This is a genomic window from Sphingobacterium paucimobilis HER1398 (assembly GCF_000416985.1).
Lineage (GTDB): Bacteria > Bacteroidota > Bacteroidia > Sphingobacteriales > Sphingobacteriaceae > Sphingobacterium > Sphingobacterium paucimobilis.
In genome coordinates this window covers 23,247-46,932 of the sequence record NZ_ATDL01000001.1, presented here as the reverse complement: position 1 = coordinate 46,932, position 23,686 = coordinate 23,247, and the positions used below count along the sequence as shown (strand labels likewise).

Sequence of the window (23,686 nt, the reverse complement as noted above, 5' to 3'; positions counted from 1 at the left end):
GATTTGTAATCAGATGGCACAAATGAAAAACAGCTAAAATCACGGATTGGAAGGAGATAGGCAATATTATGTGGCTTTCGGCCATACGAAAATAAATAAATTTATCATTGGTTGGAAAACAGGACTCGTTTGTAACAAAAAAGGAACGATAGGACCTGAATGCTCGAAGAATCTAATATCTCTACAAGGCACGAAAAGCACTAATCGGTTTATATAGCTGCAATCTTATTCTGGCAATATTTAACTTTATGTTAATATTATGATATCTAGCTTTGTGCACTGGATATGTAGGTTATTAACTATCTTCGTGTATCGAGTAGTATAAACCTTTATCAGCAGTAGTTTTTTATGACGTTATCGTCTTAAGCAATGCTATCTCTATGATTACAGACAAAGATTTTGAGGATTTTTTGGACAATGATCAAAAGGCATTTAAAAAGGTCTTTGAAACATATCAGCATGTCTTGATGTATTACGTTGTAGAAGCGACTCAAAACGAGAGTACTGCTGAGGAGATTGTTCAAGAGGCTTTTGTTCAGCTTTTTTTACAGAAGGACAAGCTTAGTACGCCGGAGCAGATCTATCCCTTCCTGTTTACAGTCGTGAAGCGGCAGACAATCTCCACCTACCGACGTAAAATGTCTTCCAAGCGCTATATGGACGAATTAGGAGCACTTTGGAGCGAAGCAGAACATACTGTTTTGGAGCGTATTGCGGGAGCGGAGATACAGGAAGCTTTTGACAGATCTGTAAATGAGCTGCCACTACGGCAAAAGCAGGTGTTCCTGTTGAGCAGGTTGGAAAATAAAAGCTATCAGGAAATTGCTGATCATCTCGGTGTTTCTAAAAATACCGTAAAAAACCAATTAATATCGGCCACAAAAATCATAAAACTTAAGCTCGCTCGCTTCCAGAATCTGATTTTATCATTTTTTTTGTTTTTTCTATAGTCCTTTTTCCGATAGGTTGCGATTATACTTATAAACAGCATAATCGTGGACAAGGAAGAGATAAAAGCACTATTAAAGCAACTGGAAGATAGGACGATTTCAGCGTCAGATTTTGAACGCTTGAAACAAGCCTTTGATCAAGATGATATTGAAGATCTATTATTCGAAGATATCATACATGATCTCTCTGCACTTTCTTCACCACAATCTCATGAAGAATTATTCCATGCTATTTCTTCAGATTCGCGAATCAGCGGTCAGTTTAGCCATTCAGGCCGTCGGCGTTTCCGAATCAATAGTTTGGTGAGTTGGAGTGTGGCCGCTGTTGCTATCTTGACACTGGGTTACTACTTCGTCCCTTCCTGGAATAAGGCTGGAGAACAGAATGAACAAGCGCATATTGAGGTAGTACCTGGGGGGCAGCGGGCACATGTTCTACTGGCTGATGGTCGAAAGATTCATCTGGATAGCCTAGAAGAAGGGCATTCTGTTGTGCTGGATGGCTATAGTATCCATAAGGACAAAAATGGAAAGATTATTTACGCGTCGCTTGACGGTTCAGATAGTCCTATCTATAATAATATCGTAACGCCAATAGGTGGGGAGTACAATGTGGTATTGGCCGATGGTACTGAAGTCTATCTCAATGCTGCTTCAAATCTCCGTTATCCTATCCGATTTGCGAAGGAGAACCGAGGGGTGGAGCTTTTGGAAGGAGAAGCTTATTTTGAAGTGAACAAAGTTAAAGAGGCGGGTGAGCGGGTTCCTTTCCAAGTCAAATCCAAAGGACAGGTTATAACGGTATTGGGTACTGCTTTTAATGTTAACTCTTATAACAAATCCATTGTTACGACCTTGGTTGAAGGAAGTGTGAAGCTGAACAGCAAACAGGTCGAAAAATACCTAAAACCTGCGCAGCAGGCTACTTTGAGACCGGATAGCGAGGACTTTGCCGTCGTATCGGTAGATCCGAGTTATGCTATCGCGTGGAAGAGCGGTCTTTTTGCCTATGAGAATGCTTCTATCCATCAGGTCATGGCCGACATATCACGTTGGTACGATATCGAAATCCAATTTGAAAATATACGTAGTGACAGTCGGTTTTCAGGTCGATTATCCCGCTTTGAAAATATTGATAAGCTGTTGAACACGATCAGTCTAACCGGTTCTGTTAATTTCAAGAGAGAGGGAAGGAGGGTCTTTGTAATGAAGTAACCATAGGTCCTAATTATTGTTTTAGTGAAAATCAAGATATAAAACAACCATTCCTTTTTAAAACCAATTAATAAAAATGTCAGAATTCAACCAAAAGAGTATCCGGAAGATTCCTTCCTGGCTTCTGCTTAGAGTTTCTAAATCAAAACTTGCGGCATTACTTTTTTTTACAGGATCACTCCAAGTCTCTGCTTGGACGCAGGCTCAGGAGATATCCTTACGAGCAGAGAATATCACCATTTCGGAAGCATTGAAGCAGATTGAGAAAAAGACGGGATATCATATTTTTTACGATAATACCCATTTTTCAAAAAGTGAAAAGATTACGGTCGATTTTCATAATACCAAACTTGAGAAAGTTTTGAGTGAAGTATTATCACGGTACAATATGAAATATTCGATTGTAGACAAGAATATCATATTGAGCAAAAATGCTTCCTCTCCGACAAAAGGGGATGGCGTGAGTACGCGGGATGTGCAGCAACACTTCATTACTGGGGTGGTCAGGAACAGCAAGGGAGAGGCTTTGAAGGGGGTTTCTGTCATCGAGCGAAGTGGCGGAGCGACAGCAGTAAGTGATGAAAACGGTGTTTTTTCTCTTAAAGCCTCTTCTGCTCGACCGACACTGCTATTTACCTATCTTGGGTTTGAAAGACTGGAGCTTACTGCTGATCAATCTAAGATAGAGGTTCATATGAAAGAAGCTTTGGAAGCTGTAGACGAAGTCGTCGTGGTCGGATATCGAGCCGTAAAGCGAGACCTGGTCAATGGGGCGGTATCTACTGTCAATATGGTTGACAAAGAGAAACAGACATTGACACATGCTTCTCAGGCACTGTATGGTACTTCTGGTCTCTGGATTAATCAAGCTGGAGCTAAGCCAGGGAAGGATGCCACGACAATCCGTATCCGGGGTGTGAATACGCTGAATAACGCTAATCCGCTCGTTCTGTTGGATGGAATAGAGTACAGTTTTGATGAAATCGATCCAGCGGATATAGAGACGATTACTGTTTTAAAAGATGCGTCTGCCGCTATTTATGGTTCAAAATCTTCCAATGGTGTAATTCTGATTACCTCGAAAAAAGGGCAGGCTGGAAAGACCAAGATAGAGTTGAGAAGCCATGCCGGTATTCAGCAAGCGAGTTTTTTGCCGGAGGTTGTTAACGATCCTATCCTTTATATGCAGATGCGTAATAGGGCAGAGGCTAACTCGGGTAAGATTGCATTGAGTTATAGCCAGGAGCAGATAGACGAGTACCGTGCAGGCATGGGGACCGATCCGTCTGTATATCCTGCTTCCGATTGGTTTGACATCACTCTGGACAACGGATTTTTACAGCAGTACAATGCCCGTGTTTTGGGGGGCGGAGATAAGTATACATTCACTGTAGGTGGAGGTTATATGAATCAGAAAGGAATATTCATTGCCAATGATGATGCTAAACGGTATTCATTTGACGTCAAGGTATCTGCACAGGCTACACCTAGATTGAAGATCAATGCAGGAATTATTGGTAATCTGAGAGAATTTAATGAAGTTGGTTATGGTACAGGTACGGTATTTAACGTCATTATGCGGGGACTGCCCATTATATCAGACTATCATAAAAACAATCTTTATGGATCGAGTTGGTTGTATACACCAGGACGCAATAACATAGAGAACCCTCGTATGGAAGTGGAACAGGGGTTTACCTATCGTGATTATCAAGAGACACTTACCAACTTCAATATAGAGTACAAGCTACCGTTCAATCTGACCTATCATAATACGCTGGGATATCGGCGTGTGGATCATTTCAGCAAGGATTTTATACCTCAGATGTATACCGTAGACCCCAAGACTGGCGACGTCAAAAATTTCAATAGTACTGCCCCACGGATCAAAGATTGGGACTCTCTAGAAAAGCAGTTCACTTTGTCGCACCGTTTGGTCTTTGAGAAAGAGTTTGGACAGCATAATGTCCATGCTATGTTTGGTCAGGATTATCAGATTAATGATGGTAGAGGATTTCAAGCGTACAATTGGGGCTTTTACGACAATAGCCTCTATGAGCTGAATGCACTTTCTGACCAAACAAATGCGCAGGCTACAGGAGGTTCGACCAAGGATATCTTAGCTTCCTTTTATTCGCGGCTCGCCTATGATTATCAACAAAAATATATGGTAGAAGGTAGTCTCCGTTACGATGGGTCATCTCGATTTGCTCTGGGCAATCAATGGGCATTATTTCCGTCGATGTCATTGGGATGGATGTTGAGCAAAGAAGATTTTTTCGATAGTAAAGCTGTCGAGCGTCTCAAGATACGAGGATCTCTTGGCAAACTGGGCAACCAGGCAGTGGCGAATGGCGCGTACAATAGTACCGTCAATATCAATAATAGTTACAACTATAGCTTTGGAGGAGTGACTACGGGTGGTGCCGCTACTTCAGCATTAGCGGATCGGAATATCCGTTGGGAGTCTACTACAGCCTACAATATTGGTTTTGATATGAATCTCTGGAATAAGCTGAACATCACTGGGGATTATTTCTATAAGCGTACCTATGATATCCTACGAGCCATTGCGATACCGGGCCAAGTTGGCGGTTTATCGGGACCTACGGTCAATTTGGGCAAAGTGGATAATAAAGGTTGGGAGCTGGCTGTGGATTATGCCGATCAGGTCGGAATGTTCAAATATGGGATGCAAGGTTCGGTCTCCTATGTCAAGAATAAAGTGATCGATATTGCTGATCAACAGATTATTTCGGGACGTTATATCATTAAAGAAGGACATTCTATCAATTCGTACTACCTCTACAAAGCTGAAGGTTACTATCAGAACCAGGCCGAGATCGACAATGCTCAGGCTGTGTACGGTACCCGTTCTAAGTTGCGTCCCGGATATATACGATACGCCAATACCAATGGTGATAATTACATAGATGATGCCGATAAAATAATCACAGGAAATACCATACCTGATTATAATTATGGTTTCTCTGCACGGTTGGGCTATGGACAGTTTATGCTGGATGCGCAGTTCCAGGGTGTTGCCAACGTCGATGTCTATCCTACTGGCAATGTTGCTTTTCCATTCAATAACGGAGCCGGTGTCACCGAAGATTGGGCTCGCGATTCGTGGACACCCTCCAACCCCAATGCGGCGTTGCCTTTACTGACCACTTATACTGATGCCGGTGAAAATTTTATAAACTCTACTTTTTGGTTAAAGGATGCTTCTTACCTAAGGATGAAGAATATTTCTCTGACTTACAACTTGCCGTCGCGGTGGTTGGATCGGGCAGGTATCAGCAAGGCAGCCCTGTATATCAGTGGACAGAACCTGTTGACCTGGAGTAAGTTTAAGATGTGGGATCCTGAGTTGACAACGACAAAAGGGGACCTGTATGAATACCCCAACCTGAAGAGTTATAGTATAGGATTGAATTTGAATTTTTAAGCATATATCCCATGATTAAGAATATATTTTTATGCGTTATTGCAGCGGTTAGTCTTTCCTCATGTGAACTGACTGTATCGCCTACGGACAAATATGACCAAGAGACGTTCTGGTTAGGAGCTAAAACCGCCAAAGCAGGGCTTACGGGATGTTATGCTGCTTTAAAAGATCAGTATCTCTTCGGTAATGCCTCCCCGCTTTGGGAAGAGTCTGCGACTCCCAATGCATACAATTATGATAACAGGCTAGGCTGGAACAGTGTCGCATTGGGCACGCAGACGCCTGATCTGGCCTTGTTCAATGGACGTTGGACAGCCGCTTATCGCGGTATCGGGCGGTGCAATGCATTGCTGGACAATATAGATAAGAACCAAGAGCTTTCAAAACCAGAGATTGCACAGATGAAGGCTGAAGCACGCTTTCTAAGAGCATTATTGTACCAAGTATTAGTTACATATTATAAGGATGTTCCGTTGATTCTTAAAGAAGCAGAGTTGGAGCAGAAAGACTATCCGCGCACAGCTCACGGAGAGGTCGTGGATTTTATTGTGAAAGAGTTGGATGCAGTAGCCGCATTGCTTCCGGTACGTTACAGCCAGAACAGTGATATTGGTAGACCCACACGGGGCGCGAGTCTGGCGTTGAAAGCTCGTCTTTTACTTTTCGAGGCTTCTCCTTTGTTGAACCCTAGCCATGCGGCCGATCGATGGGAAGCCGCCGCTGCAGCTGCCAAGCAGGTGATGGATCTGAATGTCTATAACCTTTATCCTAATTATAGGCAATTGTTCCTGCCTGCAGGTGAAAATAGTGTCGAGCATATATTTGACATACAAAATGTCAACGAACCAAACTTAGGGAGTAGTTTTGATATTGCGTTAAGGCAATATAATAATGCCGCGCCGCTCAAAGATCTTGAAGATGCTTATTGGATGATAGACGGTAAGCCCAGAGCAAGTTCCAGTTTTGCAAATTCGGCAGCCTATGATAATCTTGATCCACGTTTTAAGATGACGGTGGTATACCCAGGAGCTACATTTATGGGCGAAACCGTAAAGGCAAATGGGAGTAATACCGTATTCAAAGTGATACAGACCGGTTATACTTTTAAGAAATATAGCATTTACGATGCAGCTGCGGTTAGCACGGAACAGGCTCAGATTGGAGAAAATATGTCCGAAATAAACTACATGGTACTGCGCTATGCCGATGTACTATTGATGTATGCCGAGGCTATGAACGAACTGGGGCGGCTAGATGCAGCAGTATGGACACGTACTCTTGGTGAAATTAGAAAGCGTGCTGGTTTTACAGCATCTACAGCTGTTGCGTTTCCTGGAGCTGATCAAGATCTATTGCGTACACATATACAGTACGAGCGCCGTATAGAGTTTGCTGGTGAGGGACTTTATTATAATGACCTCAGACGTTGGAAACTTGCTGAGGTGGCTATGAACCAGGTGATTAAAAAGTTTGACGGTTCAGTTATCATTTCCCGTTCTTTTAATCCAGCTCGGGATTATTGGTGGCCGATTTCGACCACCCAAATAGAGTTGAATCCGAATCTTAAACCAAATAACCCAGGTTGGGGTGAATAAATCAGAAATAGACATGAAAAATAATTTGCGACTGTATTTAAAACTAGGGGTATTCCTGCCATTAATGGCACTCGTATTATCCTGTTCGGCAGATAAGAACCCCCTATTAGACTTTTCAGATCCCTTTGGTGATAGTGGCGAAGAAAATCATCCCGTACCTGCCCTTAAAGATAGTCAGCGGCCTATCTTGATCAGCGAGCAGTCCGAGGGGCAGGTGGTTATAATAGATTCATTGAGTAAAGGTATACTCTGGACCTGGAAAGCCAGTGAGCATCTCAGTGCCACACAAGCCGCTTGGTTCAGAGAGATTGATGAGGCAAAAGCTGTCTATCAAAAGCAGTATGTGCTCCTCACTGCCTCGAGCGGTGGTGTTGCACTGATTAGAATCAGCGACAAAAAAATCATGTTCTATACACGCGATGTTGGTAGCCCACATTCTGCCGAATTATTACCAGACGGTAATATCGTGATGGCAAGCAGTACATCTAGCAATGGTCTCGGAGATGCGTTAAAATTATATAAAGTTGACTCTTTGAAGGCCTATGTTGAACAGGAGTACAAACGCTATAACCACACTTTTGCACATAATGTGGTCTGGGATCACAAAAAGAACATACTATGGTCCACAGATGACCAGTATCTGTATACCTTTACGTACGAGAATAAAGACGGTGACCTTAACTTGATTAAAGGGGCTACTTTTTATCCACTTCCGGATAAGGATCCTCATGACATGTTTCCGGTCTATGGAAAAGAGGAGCTTTATCTAACCACGGGTTCCAAGATTTATATATTTGATATTGCCAAGGAGAAGTTTACAGAGCATCCCTATTCCAAGCGCAATATTAAGTCCATAAGCGACGGTCCTGCGGGATTTGGCACACTCATTATCGAACCTACGACTTCGTACTGGACCAATAGAGTGACAAATAGCAGAGGGAGTAGTGCTTTTTTCAAAGACTCGTACAAGATGTACAAAGCAAGGTGGTTTATAGACAATCCTTTCAGTTACCCATCCGATCACCTTTATAGACAGACAAAATAATCATGAATATGAAAAAAATATTTTGCCATAGTTTGGTATTGCTCTTGAGCTTTTCTTTTCTTTTGAGCTGTAGCAAGGACGGTGAAGACACTATTCCACAGCCAGACTTTATCAAGACTTCACTGCCAATATCGTTGGCTATAGATGGGGGACAAGAGTTTGATTTCTACATTGCTGACGAGGATACTGGTATTACCTATCAATGGGAGTTGCCGAATATGCTAACCTTGATAGCAGGACAGGGAACCAGTCGTATTACAGTAAAAGGTGTTGTTGAAGGAGGTGTGATTCCTGTCAAATCTTTGGGCGTAACTGCTGTTAAGAATGATAAAAGCAGTTATACGCGATGGTTTTATAAAGAGGTTACGATACTGACCCCGCCACCGAGCCTGGATGGCTATAAGACTAAGCGATTTGGCTCCAAGACCTGGATGTTAGAAAATCTGAACGAAAAAGGTGCCGATGGCAATTTAGGTTGGGCATATGATAATAATGTGAACAAGTCGGCTGTCTATGGGCGGCTGTACACATGGGCGGAGGCGATCACGGGTATTTCTAAAGCGACAGCTGCACAGAATCCGTACAAATTCGGTTATGCAGGGGTGGATGATGCTGGTAATGCCTTCAGACTTGATGGTACAACAGCGAGCTCTGCCAATATACAGATCCAAGGCGCTTGTCCCAAAGGCTGGCATCTCGCCAACGTCAATGATTGGTACGATCTATTGGTGTCTATTAAGGCTGAATATAATATACCAGGTAGTACATTGGCGGAAATCGGAGCGAGTAAAGATGGCTATACTATTGGCTGGGGAAGAGAGGTAGGCGTGATAAATAGTATTACATTGACGAACTGGGGCCTTGTAGGGCCTTATCTGAAAGGGAGTAGTCCACAGTCTGCTGGAGGACTTTGGGATGGAGGGACAACGTTCAATTATGGCGGTAATGCGAACTTTCCCAGTGGAGCCTATCCTTTGTTTAAAGAATTGAGTACGCAGATCGATTTTAATATCCTCCCTAGTGGCCGTTGGAACGAGGCTAGTAAAGTTTTCCAACAAGAGGGATTATATTCCTACCATTGGGTCGCTTTTTTGAGTGCGAATGCTGGTAATAATCCATTGCGTCTCACTATTGGGTCCGCAAATGCCAATTTTTCAAATGGTACAGATTCAGGCCTCAATGGACATTGTGTACGTTGTGTGGCGAATTATTAGTAATTGTATTGTCGTTTCATGGTCTTGAAGGACCATGTGCGATTGTAGCGTCGTCTAGAAATCTAGGCGACGCTATTTTTACGTTATTGTTTTTTCCACTACAGTAGGGTAGAGCGATGTTGTCAATTACAAAAAGTGATAATCGGCATCAAGTTTGCTATTGGTTTCCGATTTTATTTACTTTTGCCCGCAAATATTAACTTGCATGATTAAAAAATACATCCCCTCAGGGGCTTTTTCCTTCACAGGAATATTGAAAACCGTTCTTTTTGGAATATTAGGCTGCATTCTTTTGCCTCTTCTATATGTCCTCGTCAACCATTGGATTCCCAATATTTGGTTTGCGGCAATATCAGCCGTTATGTTTGGCCTTGGACTGGGCTTTTTTATCGACCTGGGAATCGGCCTTGGAAAAATCAGGAATATCAAGGTCGCAGCTGTTATCGGGGTATTCTACGGCTTGCTGGCCTATTATATGCAATGGATATTTTTTGATGAGTTTATGTACAATACCAATGGCTTTTCCTTAAATCGTGATCAGGAAGGATTTACGGCACTCTTGGAGAATATATTCTTTTTGTTTACCCATCCTCAAGCCTTGGTAGAAGAGATTGTCGCTCTGAATGAAGCCGGAACATTTCGTGTAGAGGGTAGCTCGACAGTAAGTGGTGCTGTCCTGTGGGCACTGTGGGTTGGTGAATTTGCTGTGATTTTGATCAGTGTTGTATTAGCTGTGATGTTTGGTAAGGCATCCGAACCTTTTTCAGAACAGAACGATGCCTGGATGGTCAGGCGCAAGCCGTTTGCGAAGATTCCTTACATCGAAAGTAAGGATGAGTTGATAGAGACATTGGATGCAGGTGATTTGAGCCTGTTAAAGCAACCGATGGAAAATATCGATTCGACCAATTTCGCTGAAGTCATTGTTTTCGAATCCAATGGTGACCCGGTGAAATACATCACAGTGGTGAACACGTCTGTCGTTCGCCAAAAGCTAGGCAAGGATAATATTAGAAAAGATGTCTTGATCAAGTATTATCCCATCACCGATCCCAGTTTTTAGTCCGTTTGTTAACAGGATAGGAATAATAAGCGAGTATAAGGGGTTATAAATAGTACAAAATTCGATGAAAAAGCTGGTCATACTGACGTCTATACTTTTGATACACGTATTTGTTTTCGGACAAAAGAAACACGAAATCTTTTATCCTAGTGGTAAGCTAAAGGTGAGTGGGCAGTTTGATGCTAAAGGTATAGAAAGCGGACAGTGGAAGTCTTTCTTTGAAAACGGAAAACTAGAATCAGTAGGACAATTTGATAGTGCAGGAAATAGGACCGGAGAGTGGAAGACGTATCATGAGAATGGGCAACTGCGGGAGACCGTGTATTATGTAAACGGAAATAGAACGGGAGTCTCTAAAAGTTATCAATCAAACGGACAACTTGGCGAAGAAGGCACTTATGAGAGTGACAATGCCACCGGCGAATGGAGGACTTATCACCTCAATGGTAAGTTATGGGAAGTGTGGAACTATCAGCAAGGGGAGCCAAAGGGCGAATTCAGAGAATATAATGATAAAGGTCAATTAAAAAGGATTGGTAATCGTGTGGGCTATGTCGAAGACGGCGAATGGAAGTATTATTTCGATAACGGGCAACTTGAAAAAGTTGGTCGCTACGAGAGTGGCAAGCAGACCGGTGAGTGGAAAAATTACCATTGGAATGGACAATTATCTGATAGTGCCCATTATGAGGACGGTAAGAAAATAGGCGAATGGAAAATGTTTGGAGATAAAGGAAATCTACTGCAAAGCATGATTTATAGTACTTCTGGGCAGGTAAATTCCGCCAAATTCTATCATGAAAATGGTCAGTTAAGCAAGGAGGGAAACTATAAGGATCGCGATCCGTCGGGCGAATGGAAGCATTATGACAACTCTGGGGTGTTGACTCAGGTTTTGTTATACAGCAAAGACGAAGATGGAAATACCGACGTTGATCTGCGAGAATACCACACTAATGGTAAAGTCAGTTTTTACGGTGGCTATAGGAATGGGAAGCCCTGTGGCGAATGGAAGTATTATGATGAGGTTGGTAATCTTGTAAAGATAGAACACTTCCCCGCGGATTAGACATCTTACTGATTACAATCCGTACGCTTTTATATTCTATCCTAGCGAATTGTAAATCATGATATGATTTTCGGGGTATATAAGATTAATATCTGTAGTTTTGGTGTGGTTCAAAAGAATAGGAATAAAAACATTAATAATCGAAAAATGAAAACTACAATTTTTGCTGCAGTAGCTAGCGTACTTTTGATGACTTCTTGTGGCGATGGGGGTATATACCCGCAAAATGAAGGGGGAGGTAAGGCCGTAAAGCAGATCATTGATAAGAACTTTGATGGAGAGAAACAAGTACAGGAACTGACAATCAAAGCCAAAGATGAGCTGTATGGCGAGCTTGGTACTCTCACTGCGGTATACTGGGATGGAGATAAGCAAATGGAAGATGTATTCAGTTCTTCCGATGGAATGAAAGAATCCGCTGAAACTTTCGGGTCGAAGCAGAAAATGACCCATTTGCCAAAAACAAAAACTGTTGCTATTAAGGAGTTTGACGTAGAGCCTATTCCTTATAAGGTCGGTGAGGCGGCAGGCCTTATACCTGAGGAGTATGAAAACTATGCGTTGGCAGATTATCAATTTACGGTAGGTGATGACGGCAAGATAAAACAACTTTTTACGATCAATACCACAAAGAAAGGCGAGGGAAAGACACAGAATGGACGAATGGTAAGTCAGAATTATTACCCTTTTAAATTCAAGATTGATGATGCCGGAAAAGTCGTTGCTATCGATTAATTAGGAATTTTCAGTATATAAACTGTTCAAAATAGACATGCCTCAATAAATCTCTAACTTATTGAGGCATTTTTTATCAGTAATAAAAAGATAGCATTGTACACTCGCTTTCTTTACCAAAAGGCATAATATTTGTTCAACATGTTTTTTAAATATTTTGATATGAAGAATTTCATTTTACTTTTTGCGTTACTGTGCACCGCTTTTGTGTCCCGTGCGGATCAGCTCCAGGCATTGACACAGCAGCAGGCAGAGGCTGCTGTTGCTTATCTCAAAAAAGAACCTATTGTTATTTTATGGTGTAGCTGCTGCGATGATGACCTCCCTCAAAAGGTCACAGTAAACGAAGTGTTTTACAAAAAAGATGACGAAGGAAAATATTACTCTGTTATATTAAAAGGCCGAGATGAAAGCGGTCAAGAAGTTGAACAATATTTGGATCTTGCCTATGTATTTGTCAAGAAAGGAAAAAAGGCAAAATGCTTAGGTAAAGTGTTGAAATTTGACTGTGATCCCTGTACAACCCCATTTGACTGGTCGATTCAATACGACAGGTAACTGTGCTTACAATCTATTAAGGCGCACCCCCATTGGAGTTGCGCCTTTTTTAGATAATATTAATATTATTTGCTTTCTACAGGTTCTTGTATATTATTAATAGGCCCCTTCCAGTGCTTCATAATCTGTAGTCCGTCCCTGCTCCTTATAGAGTTCCAGGAGTTTGTTGTAGGAGTTAATACCTCCTGATTTATGATCGTATACACCCGATTTCCAATATTTTTCGGCATTTTCCTTATCGCCTAGTTCATAGTATGCCGTACCCAATATAGCTTTAACGTATACACTGTTCTTATTTTTCAGTAATACCTGTACTGCATCATCATATTTGCCCAATTTTATATAGGCGCTTCCCAGAGTATAGACTTGAGTCGTATCTCCGGCATCTACAACAGGTTTTAGATAAGTGATCACATCATCGTATGCTTCGTCCCTCAGACTCAAGTTGGCAAGTATTCCTGCTGCTTTTTTATCCCCTTTATCAACAGCCATTTTATAGTATTCTTTGGCTTTCTCGGGTTGATGGGTGTTACTGTATGCCAAGGCAATTTTACTAATAGCTTCTATACTGCCCTCTTCGACTGCTTTTTTATAGAGCACGATAGCTTCCTCTGTCTGTCCATCACGATTGAGGCGATCAGCCTTATCCTCATTGGAACTGCTGCATGCTGTCAAAACCGCTAAGATTATAGCTAAGCTGATTCTCTCTATACTGAAGTGCCTGTTTTTTTTCATTTAGTAAGATCATATATTTCATCAAAAAAAGACGCTGCCTCTAAGGATAGCTTGTCGAGATAGCGAATGCCTGCGATTATTTATCGCAGGCGTATTTTTTAGTTCTCAGAAGATACCGTAGCAAATACCTCTCCAAATTGTCGGAAGGTCTCATTGGCCATATCGATGGCGGCTTGATGGTCGTTCGGATCTTCGCCATACTTGTTCAGCACAGCGGTAAATCCTGCCCACATCTGTCCACTTTGAGGACCGTATCCTTCGAAAAAGGATGTTCCACGTCCTATGCCGTATTTGTTGAGCATCTGTACAATGTATGGACCGCCCATAATAGAGCCTTCCAATACGTATAGCGAGCTCAAAGCCTCCAGTATATTGTGTACCGATGGGGCGCTAGCTGCAGGAAGATTATCTACCGTGCCACCCAGTACTTCGATATCTTTTCGGATATAAGAAGAATTGCGTCTTTCCGCTACATCCGGTAGCACTTGGGGCGTTACAAAAGGAGCAATATTCTCTTCTACCGCACGAAAGTATGCGTAAAATCCTTTTAGTACTTCGGCATAGTCTGCTTCGGAGCGGATTGCCTTTAGCTGGCGCACGACGATGCCCTCTGTTTTTTGATGGGCAGCGTGCGTATTCTCTTTGATATTTTGACTTAACATATTTTCAGTTTTATTTAAAACGCTTCTATACAAATATTCGTATTTATTTCAATTCTTTTAAACTGAATTTTGCTTTATCGTGTATGAAAAGGGATGATCGGTCGTCTTAATTATAGGGGGCGATTAGGTAAGCCTGTCATTCTAGTACAGCATTACACTTTGAGAAATATCTTCTTCTTGTATAAAAAGTATAAAAACAGCCAACAGACCGTAAAATAGCCAATATTTCCTAACAGCAGACCATATGTGTCAGGTAGAAAGCGGATAATACCACCTAAAAAGTAATTCGATACTTTGCTGAAGGGTACAATTTCCTGAGCAAGATAGATCGTAATCGAATTGAGCCCTACCACGCTGAAAAATAAAGCATAGCGGGTGTATCCCTTTACATCCATGATATAGTAGAACAGTGAAAACAAGATCAAAGATATTCCCGATACGACACAAACAAAAGAGCTGGTCCATAGTTTTTTGTTGATTGGAAACTGTAGGCTCCATATATAGCCGATAATGATCAGTAAAGCTGCTGCGGCGAGCATATAGCTTATCTTCTTCTTTTCGGAATACTGTTCGATAGGCATCTGTATCCATTTGCCGGTAAACATACCAAACATAGACATCGCTATGGCAGGAATGGTGCTCAACAGACCTTCAGGGTCAAAAGATCCGTAGATCAATTTGCCAGGCAATAACAGACGGTCTACAGTGCCCACGAGATTGTCTTCAAAAGAGTAGGGATCGTTAGCGTTTGGAATCAGCCATAAGGCGAGCCAGTAGCCTACTAGGAGCAATATCGAAATTGCTAAGTTAGTCCTCGTGCCAAAACGAACGAATAGCAGGGCTGAAAACATCCAGGCCAAACCGATCCTGCCCAATACGCTGGCATAGCGTATATTTTCAAAATCAAGTTGGAAAAAACCATTATAGACTATTCCTAATAAGACTAAGGTGATACCTCGTTTGATGATTTTTAGATTGATATCCTTATTGCTCTTGCCATAGCGACGCTGACTGTCCAAAGAAAATGGAAATGATATCCCTGCTATAAATAGAAACAGAGGGAATATCGTGTCGTGGTGTGTCAGGCCATGCCATTCCACATGGTGCATTTGGTGTTCCAACCACTGCATGGATGCTGAATCGGGAAATAGTTTGGTAAATGCAATTATTACCCCTGCCAATCCCATGATAAAAAACATGTCAAATCCCCTTAGGGCGTCTAGAGAGGCTAGGCGTTTATTCTTTTTTTGCGTTGGTTCCATAAATGGTCTTTACTATTCTTTTCTGTATGTAGGTTATGGGTTGCTGTACTGATTAGTCTTAAAAATCAGTTGATTGCTTACACTAAGCTAGTGTTTTTTTTGTAAAAGTATAGTGCTTAGAAGCTTTTCTGCAGATTAATTCTTTATAGAAAAGCTATTCTTGCTAGCGGCTTTTTATTCGCTGTCTTTTCCACGTTATCTCTACACCCTGTAATAGTAAGCAAGTGACGTTAAAGCAATACGGCTCTATAGTCAATCTGGCCTTAATTGCTTTTGAGGCTAGCGCTTCGTAAATTTGTACTATTATTTATAGACATATTGGATCGGATCAAAACGATAGTAAAAGAAGAGTTCTATTTGTTCTTTCAATTGAAAAAGACAGAGCGTCTTTGGCATATCCCCTTATTGGCTTCGCTCTGTACCGGCATTCCGCTATTGCTCGGTTACTTCGGGGGGAGATTGGATTACGGGGTCCTGGCCTGTATTGGCGGGTTAGTTATTCTATATATGCCTTCTACCAATATGGAGCACCGTATGCTTACCCTGCTTCTATGTGCCTTCGGTTTTGTTATCAGTTTTGCTGTAGGTGCCGCTTTTAGTTTTGACCCTTTTCTTTCGGCCGTAGCACTTGGATTATTTGCCTTTAGCATTAATTGGCTTGTCCGCTATTTCGCTCTGCAGCCTCCGCGTAATTTCTTTTTCATCATGATCGCATCGATGGCAAGCTGTATGCCCTTTGATGTTGTGGCGTTGCCTACTAGGGTAGGATTGATTGCCCTGGGGACTATATTCGCCTGTATTCTCGCTTTTTTCTATAGTTTGTATATCCTGCGGCGTATACCGCATAAGGCCGCCCCAGTATTTGTACGTTCGGCGGATCGCTTCATGCGAATCGAATCCGCTATCATTGGTACTTTTATCAGCCTCTCTCTATTGGTTGGGCATACGCTGCATTTGGACAATCCTTACTGGGTGCCTATATCCTGCTTGGCCGTTATGCAAGGTCTCAATGTGGCTCATGTCGGTCGACGTAGTTTACACAGGATATTGGGTACTTTTGTGGGGGTAGGCCTGACTTGGATTTTGCTGGCTGCGGAGCCCACAGCCCTGCATGTCTGTATTGCTATATTGATACTGCAGTTTGTAATCGAAATGCTGGTTGTCCGCCACTATGCGCTTGCCGTTATATTTATCACACCATTAACCTTTTTTCTGGCAGAGATTGGATCTGGGTTTAGCCTAGATACAGACCTGCTTATCACGGCTAGGCTATTGGATATCGTTATCGGTAGCCTGATCGGAGCCTTAGGCGGCTGGATGCTCCACAATCGGCAGCTGCACCGCCTAGCTATAGTACGGGTATCACGTCACCGTTGGAGGAAGAGATAGTTCTCTCCCTCCCCTGGTATTTTGCTATTTCATCCTTCGATTAGCATTGATACTGATAAACATATCGTTGCGCTGTTCTGCAATGATCTCGATAAATCTTTCGTAGTGTTTGATGACATCAGAAATCAATTCATTTTTGGTAAACAGCTGCACATCGTATCCTTCTCTGGCATCTCCAAAGTAGGATTTGGGGTAGTGATTTTCTTCCTCTCGGATATCTGGCAAGTTGTCTTCTGTCAAAAGATAGTCGGACACCTCTCGGGCGCTGTTCTTGATCCCATAAATAAAATTATTGACCACATCATGATGTATCTCGATCTCGATCCGCATCGGATCATCGTAGGTATTGATACGTGCCTCTATGCCATTAGCCTGAAACTCCGCTTGCAGCTCATCGAAAGCTGTCTTAGCGGTAGTCTGTATAAAGGTATCGACAGTCTTACTGTCTTTAAAGGAGACAATTTGCTTCAGTCGCGCTTTCCAGGACTCACCCGACCAGGGTACCGTCGATGCGGAAAAGTCCTTCTCGTAGTAGCTCCTGTCGATAGCAAGTGCCTTGACCAGGCTCACGATAAATAGTAGCACAATGATGGAAAAAGGAAGTGCAGTGATCAGTGTCATGCTTTGCAGCGCTTGTAGACCACCTGCGTTCAAGAGCAGCAATGCTAGCGTGGCCAAGAGTACACCCCAGCATACAATTTGCCACTTAGGAGATATTTTGGCATTCTTGGTAGCGATACCATTCATTACGAAAATCCCAGAATCGGCAGAGGTCACAAAAAAGATGACAATGATCAGAATAACGACAAAGTTAAACACTGTAGATAGAGGCAAGTATTCGAAAAAACGGAACATTAGGGCGTCAGGATCCGTCGCGAGTTTGCTGAGTGCTCCGTCAGCTATGTTAAAATCAATCCACATGGCGCTGTTACCAAATACAGACATCCATATAAAGTTGAACAGTGTAGGCAAGATCAGTACAGCAGCAATAAATTCACGGATAGTTCGTCCTTTGGATATCTTGGCGATAAATAGCCCCACATACGGAGACCAGGATATCCACCATGCCCAGTAAAGAATAGTCCAGTTATAAAACCACGGTAGAGTCTCTTCCTCATAGACATGCGTTCCAAACGTGAGGTTGAAAAAGTTATTGAAATAATTGCCCAACCCTTCGGTAAAACTGCCAATCAGATAGACTGTGGGACCCAATGCAAGTACGGCAAGCAAAAGGAGAATCACACCGGCGACATTGATATTACTCAGTATACGCACACCTTTGTCGACGCCCGATACGGCAGAGAATATGGAAAGCGAAACGAGAACAACGACAATGATGACCTGATAGGTAAAGCTGCTCTCTGGAATGATATGCAGAGTCTCTAGACCAGATGCAATCTGCACCACACCAAATCCGAGTGTCGTGGTGATTCCAAAAAAGGTACTGCATAGGGCGAATACATCGATCGCATTGCCCCATCGACCGCTGATCTTATCTTTCAGCAGCGGGTAGAAGCCGCTTCGCAGAGAGAGCGGCAAGCGATAGCGGTGGGCAAAATAGGCTAGGGAGAGTCCCACCATGCCGTATATGGCCCAAGCGTGTATGCCCCAGTGAAAAAAAGTGTATAGCTGTGCATTCTTGGCGCGGTTGATCAGTGTATTACCATCAAATACCGGGTCTGAATAATGTTGCATGGGTTCAGCCACACTAAAATACATCAGTCCGATACCCATCCCTGCAGCAAAGAGCATGGAGACCCAAGAGAAGAATGAATACTGGGGCTTGCTGTCATTATCACCCAGCTTGATGTCTCCATATTTACTGAACATGAGATAGATCAGGAAAAGGACGAATATCGTCACAGACCATACGTATACCCAGTTGAGATTGATAAAGATGAAAGATTTGACAGTGTTCAGTAGGTTTTCGGTCAGTACGGGAAAGGCTGCGGACAATAAACATATGCCTAAAATGAAAATCAAGCTGGGGAGCGTGACGCCTTTACTGAGCGTAGTTCTTATTTTTGTGAATTTTATCATCATGTATATTGAAACAGAAACAGATAATGGGCTGTTTTTGTTTCAGAGGAGGCTCGTTTCCTGCGAAATAGGGGTGAAATAATTTCCTGCTCCAGACTTTCAAGGACAGACTGCCGATATGCGCTTTATTAGTATGATGAGGCTGCCGTGCTATGAAAATAGAAATTATAGAAATGGCGCACAGGGGACAAAGGTAATAAAATGATCGGGATTTACGGTCTTACTTCTTTAGCATGCCGACCACTTCATCTTCTGGCTGCGGTGCTGATTGTTTTACAAAGGCTTCTTCGATAACGCGATCGATGAGCTTGTCGAAATCAGATTGTGAAAACGGAAGAAGTTTGTTGAAATGAGCATCGATACGGTGCTTGATATCCTGTTGTACACTTTCGATGTCACGTACAGAAGCGATGATGATCAGTTTGTTGGATGTGTCGAGGTCTGCGAGAAAACTATCCATATGATATTTGCCCGATCCACTGGTCAATACCAGGATGTCGGCCTCCGCAGCCCCTTCTAGTGCGCTTTGCCCAACGACTAATGACAGACGAGGGTTGGCGATGATATAGGAGGCGAGTTTTTCAATATCATAGGGGTGGAGCTGCCAGCCAAAACATTTATACACCTCTTTTTTAGGAAAGGAGCGCAGTGGTCTACGCTTGGGTGTCTTCTTGTCTGTCGGATCCATGTGACGATATCTATACTTATCTTTATAGTCGTCCACTTCGGGATAATATTTTCCAGGGATTCTGTCAACCTCATTTAACAAGAACACCTCCTCTGGCGCACCTGAGTCAGAACTGTGCTTTTTATGCGCTATTGTCTTGGCATTAGCCATGTTGTTTAGCAAAGATTTTAATCTTTTGGTTAAGTTTTTCATATACGGTTTTTGTCTTAGTAGCCTTGTATACAGTAGCTAAGACAATGCGAATATAAGGTTATTTTTAATGGTTTCAATAATTTTTGTATAAATAATACAAGTTGATGTTGTATATCGGTTTCCGGGCAGATAGCTTTGAAATTCTCTTCTGAGTTTATTATATCACTGTGAATTCTTGGAGATCTATACAGGCTGCCAAAGAAACAAATGGTCACCTATGTTGGGACAGGCGCCTTTTGATTTGAACATAGCTTAGTTTAAAATAATCATAGGACATTGCTATCACTAGGCATATCACAGCAACGAAGAGCGTCTTAAAATGGAATGCTAAAGTAAGGAACCCACCTACTATTGACCCGAAGAAAAAGAAGAGGATGATGATAAACTTCAAATAGATATTTTGTTTAAGTTTCCTTATGTTTTGATTGTTGCGCTTGTGAAAAAACAAGAGCGAAAGTTCGATCCCTAGATCTGTGAACAAGCCTGTCAGATGTGTAGTACGTACGACAGAGTTGGATATTCTGCTGACCAAAGCATTTTGAATCCCCATAGCAAATAAAAGAACCGATGCCAGCAGGTAGCTGCTCGACATGGTATGGCCCAACAATGCCACAAGACATAAACATATTATCTCGACAGAAATCGGAAATACATACCGACTTACAACGGGTTTTCTTGAAAACAGCTCGATCAAAATGCTGGAACAGAAGGCGCCACACAAAAAACTTGTAACAAAAAACACCAGCACGATGGCGGGTGCATATTTGTTAAGTACGATGTTTTCCGCAAAATAGGCAAAGTGTCCTGTCACGTTGGTCGTTAGCACCTGCAATTGCATCACCCCAGTTACATTCACCAGACCAGCAACGAATGAAAGCATAGAGGCCAGTCGTAGATTGTGTGTGTAGTTCCTTCTTTTTCCCTTGTGACGAAACATTTTTTTGACTCCTACTATTTCATTATCTCTTTGGAAGGTGTGGCAGACTCTTGGTTTTTCCGCATGATGAATACGATACCGTCCAGTGCGCCTGCATCGGTAGAGTGTGGGTGTTGTTTTGCGATGGTTTCTACCAGCTCGAAGTTCCTTGCTGCCATGTAGTTGAGTATCGCCGCGTGCGATTCTTTGTTGTTTAGCTCGTCAGAGAGACGGTTTCCCTCTTTCTGCTGCTCGAGCGTATCGCCAAGGTCCACCTTGACTTTTAGCTTTTTAGATAGGGCTTTATTGCTTACTGCTACATAGGCATATGTAGTCGGTGTTGCCGGGCTTGCTGCTTTGTGCTCTTGCGCCAAAGCCGTGAAACCTATTGTCGTAATTATAAGTAGTAATAATAATCTTTTCATGTCTGTTTTATTTACGTTTGCTATTGGCATAGCGTCCACTGTAGCCGACTCCGGCTGCTAGTCAACCTAAGATACATACTTTTTAACATACGAAAGAAGGGATAGGCTTAGAAATTGCCCCTGTTTATCCACATATGTTTCAATGGGTTCTCATCGTGTTACCTCATAGTTTTCTTTGTCAAACATCCAGGGCGGAAATTGCTTTTCGTTAACTATTGCATGTTTTAATACAGATTCTGCTTCTTTTCTCACCTTTTCGGATTTATCCTCCTTCATCTTCAGGACAGATTCTAAAGGGCATTCCCATAGGTAGTTTAATCCCATCAGCCCGAGCCATCTAATGGTCGCCGATTTGTGCTCCAGAGCCTGTTCAAAATAAGACTTCGTCCTTAGGTCCGGTAGATGTCTGCCACAGATAAATACAAGGGCCCATAGCAGTTCCTGTATGACTTTGCTGTCTGTTTCATGGTCTATAGCTTTAAGGAGAACAGTTACGGTCTGCGGATGCGACAGATAGTTGTCCCACATTCTGGTCTTCGTTCTTGCTTCTGAATTTATCTTCTTGGCCGCTGTTATTTTTTCTTTAGCTGTTCCATTTTCTATAGCATGGAGCTGTTCTTTCTGTTTTAGGGATACATGTGGAAAAGGAACGTTCTTTAAAAACTCAACCTGTTTATCTTTATCTAAAGCTATAACGAATCCCTGTAGCAGCAATTTCTCGGCCTCCTCCTTCGGTACTGATAGTTCCGTATTACCTTTTGGAGTATGTATGTCTGCACCGCCTGTTATCTTTTGAAGTGCTAGGCAGAGTTGGTGTAGCACGTTTTTGTCTGTTGCATGCGCACAGAACATGCCCGCCTCGCTATCAAAAACGATTTCTTTTGATAGTCCGTTTTCCTTCGCTAGTTTCTTCGCCAATTTTTCAATTCCATATCCGCCCACCTCTTTGTCGCCAAAGTAATCATCAAAAAAATGGAAATCCGAACAGATAATGGAGAGGCTGTCTTGGTGTTTCACCAGTTTGCAGGAAGAAATCATTAGGCATTGTTTGTCCCATTTTAAAGCGTTGATAATTAACTTGTCAAGACACACTAGTCTGCTGTTTACTTGTTGTCGTCTTAATGCTGCCTAAGATAAAGAAAATAAAATCATAGACTGGTCGGATAATTGGTTGTTATTCCTGCTGTTTTCTTGCAAGTACCTTATTTAATCTTTAGATAGGTTTGCCTTGATCATTTTCTGTAATTCATTTATACCATAACCTTTGTCATTTTTGAATATTATTTTTCCCTCTCTATCGATCAGTAATAGTGTCGGTACCGCCGATATGCGGTATAGGTAGCTTAATTTTTTTCGATGGTCAAGTATATGTCTCCATGTCATTCCGTGTTGTCTAGTCGCATTTCTGAAATCGTTCTGATCTCTATCCAGGCTGATTCCTATCACTTCTAGATCATCTATGTGGAATTGCGCTGCTAATTTTTTGATGTCTGGTATCTGAGCGATACAGGGACCACACCAAGAAGCCCAAAAATCCAGAAGCACTAATTTTCCGCGTAGGTTCTTTAGGTTGATGACATTTCCGTTATAGTCTACCACCTCAAAGCCGGGAGCAAGCTCTCCAACTTGTATTGGCACTTCTTTTGACGCTCGTAGCGATTCTATACTATATGAAACGTCCTCGGATGTTGTGTATTGCTCTGGAAAGGTTTCCAACATAAATGAAATCAGATATTCCACATAGTCCGGTGCTACTTTTGCTATAATATTGCTAACGTCCAGCACCTGAGTCTTAAAAAACCAAAAGGAGAAATAGTCGTCGGGATAGTCTTTCAGATAATTGATCGTAACACTATTAAAATTTTTGATGATATCTGCATATTGCCGCTTCAATGAATCCGATTTCATAAAAGTATTCCCATGTTCTTGCCAAAAGGATGATATGGGTTCTCCATGTTCTTTTCTTACCTGTAAAAGGCCTGCATACATTGGACTCGTAGTAGGATCCATTATTCTGTCGGCATTTAAAGCACTGCAATCTAACCTCTCCATTCCGTCAATATCTCTTTTTATATTCATGTTTATCTGTGCAGGTGCCGTACCGATCAAGTAGTCATAAGATTGACTGCCTTTGTAGATGATTGAAATATGTGCATAAGGAGCAAAGATTTCTCGGTTTATAAGAACTCTGTTGTTCACGATACTATCCACGTCAAACCCGTTTATGCCGTCGTTGATGATGATTTCAAAATCATTTTGAGCATACTGTCCATTGAAGGAAAGCGAAAGATTTGTTTTTCGCTGGGCAAATCCGGTTGATCCTGCTATTAATAGCAGTAGCACAGTTAAGGCAAGGTTGAAACATTTTTTTGTCATCTCCTTTTTCTTTGATAAAGTATTATAATCCAAAATATTATTTATTTTAATTCCTTTTATACTTTTAACATACTTTATGTTTTAAAGAAGTGGGGTTTATCGAACG

General features: G+C 42.1%; 20 protein-coding genes. 11 read left to right on the top strand and 9 right to left on the bottom strand.

All coding sequences use genetic code 11. The features are described 5' to 3' along the window. Window positions 1-380 precede the first annotated feature (380 nt). From M472_RS23515 to M472_RS23475, 10 genes are all read left to right on the top strand, one after another. Entirely contained in the window at window positions 381-950 is a 570-nt protein-coding gene (locus M472_RS23515) for an RNA polymerase sigma factor (protein ID WP_021068246.1), read from the top strand. A 45-nt stretch (window positions 951-995) separates the two neighbouring features. Beyond that, a complete protein-coding gene (locus M472_RS0122280) occupies window positions 996-2,165 on the top strand; it encodes a FecR family protein (protein ID WP_021068245.1) in 1,170 nt (389 codons plus the stop codon). Between the two features lie 76 nt (window positions 2,166-2,241). After that, entirely contained in the window at window positions 2,242-5,616 is a 3,375-nt protein-coding gene (locus tag M472_RS23510) for a SusC/RagA family TonB-linked outer membrane protein (RefSeq protein WP_021068244.1), read from the top strand. Window positions 5,617-5,627: 11 nt separating this feature from the next. Further along, entirely contained in the window at window positions 5,628-7,211 is a 1,584-nt protein-coding gene (locus M472_RS23505) for a RagB/SusD family nutrient uptake outer membrane protein (RefSeq protein ID WP_021068243.1), read from the top strand. 13 nt (window positions 7,212-7,224) lie between these two features. Continuing rightward, the gene (locus M472_RS23500; RefSeq protein WP_144062602.1) at window positions 7,225-8,256 is read left to right on the top strand and encodes a DUF6528 family protein; all 1,032 of its coding nucleotides are present in this window, start codon (window positions 7,225-7,227) and stop codon (window positions 8,254-8,256) included. 8 nt (window positions 8,257-8,264) lie between these two features. Then, window positions 8,265-9,470, top strand: a complete 1,206-nt coding sequence (locus tag M472_RS23495; protein WP_158499848.1) for an FISUMP domain-containing protein — start codon at window positions 8,265-8,267, stop codon at window positions 9,468-9,470. Window positions 9,471-9,675: 205 nt separating this feature from the next. After that, complete coding sequence (locus M472_RS23490; protein WP_021068240.1) at window positions 9,676-10,533, top strand: hypothetical protein; 858 nt, start codon at window positions 9,676-9,678, stop codon at window positions 10,531-10,533. A gap of 64 nt (window positions 10,534-10,597) precedes the next feature. Beyond that, window positions 10,598-11,602 carry a toxin-antitoxin system YwqK family antitoxin gene (locus tag M472_RS23485; protein ID WP_021068239.1) on the top strand — a complete coding sequence of 335 codons (1,005 nt, stop codon included), beginning with the start codon at window positions 10,598-10,600 and terminating at the stop codon, window positions 11,600-11,602. 147 nt (window positions 11,603-11,749) lie between these two features. Continuing rightward, entirely contained in the window at window positions 11,750-12,337 is a 588-nt protein-coding gene (locus M472_RS23480) for a hypothetical protein (RefSeq protein ID WP_144062601.1), read from the top strand. 162 nt (window positions 12,338-12,499) lie between these two features. Beyond that, entirely contained in the window at window positions 12,500-12,895 is a 396-nt protein-coding gene (locus M472_RS23475) for a hypothetical protein (RefSeq protein WP_144062600.1), read from the top strand. 96 nt (window positions 12,896-12,991) lie between these two features. Here M472_RS23475 and M472_RS23470 read toward each other — a convergent pair whose 3' ends face one another. The 3 genes from M472_RS23470 to M472_RS23460 all read right to left on the bottom strand — a co-directional run bounded on the left by M472_RS23470 (window position 12,992) and on the right by M472_RS23460 (window position 15,554). Further along, window positions 12,992-13,630: a tetratricopeptide repeat protein gene (locus M472_RS23470; protein WP_021068236.1), complete on the bottom strand. Its 639-nt coding sequence runs from the start codon at window positions 13,628-13,630 to the stop codon at window positions 12,992-12,994. Window positions 13,631-13,728: 98 nt separating this feature from the next. Next, complete coding sequence (locus M472_RS23465; RefSeq protein ID WP_021068235.1) at window positions 13,729-14,292, bottom strand: biliverdin-producing heme oxygenase; 564 nt, start codon at window positions 14,290-14,292, stop codon at window positions 13,729-13,731. Window positions 14,293-14,444: 152 nt separating this feature from the next. Continuing rightward, a complete protein-coding gene (locus M472_RS23460) occupies window positions 14,445-15,554 on the bottom strand; it encodes an acyltransferase family protein (RefSeq protein WP_022829226.1) in 1,110 nt (369 codons plus the stop codon). 273 nt (window positions 15,555-15,827) lie between these two features. On the opposite strand from M472_RS23460, the gene M472_RS23455 reads away from it, so the two are divergent. Continuing rightward, window positions 15,828-16,943 (top strand): FUSC family protein, encoded by a 1,116-nt coding sequence (locus tag M472_RS23455; RefSeq protein WP_235049472.1) that lies wholly within the window; start codon window positions 15,828-15,830, stop codon window positions 16,941-16,943. Window positions 16,944-16,967: 24 nt separating this feature from the next. Here the strand turns inward: M472_RS23455 and M472_RS23450 are convergent, their stop codons facing one another. From M472_RS23450 to M472_RS44265, 6 genes are all read right to left on the bottom strand, one after another. Next, complete coding sequence (locus M472_RS23450) at window positions 16,968-18,986, bottom strand: BCCT family transporter (RefSeq protein ID WP_022829225.1); 2,019 nt, start codon at window positions 18,984-18,986, stop codon at window positions 16,968-16,970. Window positions 18,987-19,203: 217 nt separating this feature from the next. Further along, window positions 19,204-19,863: a hypothetical protein gene (locus tag M472_RS23445; RefSeq protein ID WP_144062599.1), complete on the bottom strand. Its 660-nt coding sequence runs from the start codon at window positions 19,861-19,863 to the stop codon at window positions 19,204-19,206. A 211-nt stretch (window positions 19,864-20,074) separates the two neighbouring features. Next, the gene (locus tag M472_RS23440) at window positions 20,075-20,800 is read right to left on the bottom strand and encodes a YoaK family protein (RefSeq protein WP_021068229.1); all 726 of its coding nucleotides are present in this window, start codon (window positions 20,798-20,800) and stop codon (window positions 20,075-20,077) included. A gap of 14 nt (window positions 20,801-20,814) precedes the next feature. After that, window positions 20,815-21,204, bottom strand: coding sequence for a hypothetical protein (locus tag M472_RS23435; RefSeq protein WP_144062598.1), 390 nt, complete (start codon window positions 21,202-21,204; stop codon window positions 20,815-20,817). A 150-nt stretch (window positions 21,205-21,354) separates the two neighbouring features. After that, window positions 21,355-22,242, bottom strand: coding sequence for an Imm51 family immunity protein (locus tag M472_RS23430; RefSeq protein ID WP_021068227.1), 888 nt, complete (start codon window positions 22,240-22,242; stop codon window positions 21,355-21,357). Between the two features lie 168 nt (window positions 22,243-22,410). Then, window positions 22,411-23,580, bottom strand: coding sequence for a TlpA family protein disulfide reductase (locus M472_RS44265; RefSeq protein ID WP_021068226.1), 1,170 nt, complete (start codon window positions 23,578-23,580; stop codon window positions 22,411-22,413). Window positions 23,581-23,686: the final 106 nt, after the last annotated feature.

Bases quoted from the DNA above. Each gene is read 5' to 3' on its own strand.
- M472_RS44265 (WP_021068226.1), bottom strand. From the start codon at position 23,580: ATGACAAAAAAATGTTTCAACCTTGCCTTAACTGTGCTACTGCTATTA.
- M472_RS23485 (WP_021068239.1), top strand. From the start codon at position 10,598: ATGAAAAAGCTGGTCATACTGACGTCTATACTTTTGATACACGTATTT.
- M472_RS23465 (WP_021068235.1), bottom strand. From the start codon at position 14,292: ATGTTAAGTCAAAATATCAAAGAGAATACGCACGCTGCCCATCAAAAA.
- M472_RS23445 (WP_144062599.1), bottom strand. From the start codon at position 19,863: ATGAAAAACTTAACCAAAAGATTAAAATCTTTGCTAAACAACATGGCT.
- M472_RS23440 (WP_021068229.1), bottom strand. From the start codon at position 20,800: ATGTTTCGTCACAAGGGAAAAAGAAGGAACTACACACACAATCTACGA.
- M472_RS23505 (WP_021068243.1), top strand. From the start codon at position 5,628: ATGATTAAGAATATATTTTTATGCGTTATTGCAGCGGTTAGTCTTTCC.
- M472_RS23475 (WP_144062600.1), top strand. From the start codon at position 12,500: ATGAAGAATTTCATTTTACTTTTTGCGTTACTGTGCACCGCTTTTGTG.
- M472_RS23515 (WP_021068246.1), top strand. From the start codon at position 381: ATGATTACAGACAAAGATTTTGAGGATTTTTTGGACAATGATCAAAAG.
- M472_RS23430 (WP_021068227.1), bottom strand. From the start codon at position 22,242: ATGATTTCTTCCTGCAAACTGGTGAAACACCAAGACAGCCTCTCCATT.
- M472_RS23490 (WP_021068240.1), top strand. From the start codon at position 9,676: ATGATTAAAAAATACATCCCCTCAGGGGCTTTTTCCTTCACAGGAATA.
- M472_RS23480 (WP_144062601.1), top strand. From the start codon at position 11,750: ATGAAAACTACAATTTTTGCTGCAGTAGCTAGCGTACTTTTGATGACT.
- M472_RS23460 (WP_022829226.1), bottom strand. From the start codon at position 15,554: ATGGAACCAACGCAAAAAAAGAATAAACGCCTAGCCTCTCTAGACGCC.
- M472_RS23470 (WP_021068236.1), bottom strand. From the start codon at position 13,630: ATGAAAAAAAACAGGCACTTCAGTATAGAGAGAATCAGCTTAGCTATA.
- M472_RS23495 (WP_158499848.1), top strand. From the start codon at position 8,265: ATGAAAAAAATATTTTGCCATAGTTTGGTATTGCTCTTGAGCTTTTCT.
- M472_RS23450 (WP_022829225.1), bottom strand. From the start codon at position 18,986: ATGATGATAAAATTCACAAAAATAAGAACTACGCTCAGTAAAGGCGTC.
- M472_RS23500 (WP_144062602.1), top strand. From the start codon at position 7,225: ATGAAAAATAATTTGCGACTGTATTTAAAACTAGGGGTATTCCTGCCA.
- M472_RS23510 (WP_021068244.1), top strand. From the start codon at position 2,242: ATGTCAGAATTCAACCAAAAGAGTATCCGGAAGATTCCTTCCTGGCTT.
- M472_RS23435 (WP_144062598.1), bottom strand. From the start codon at position 21,204: ATGAAAAGATTATTATTACTACTTATAATTACGACAATAGGTTTCACG.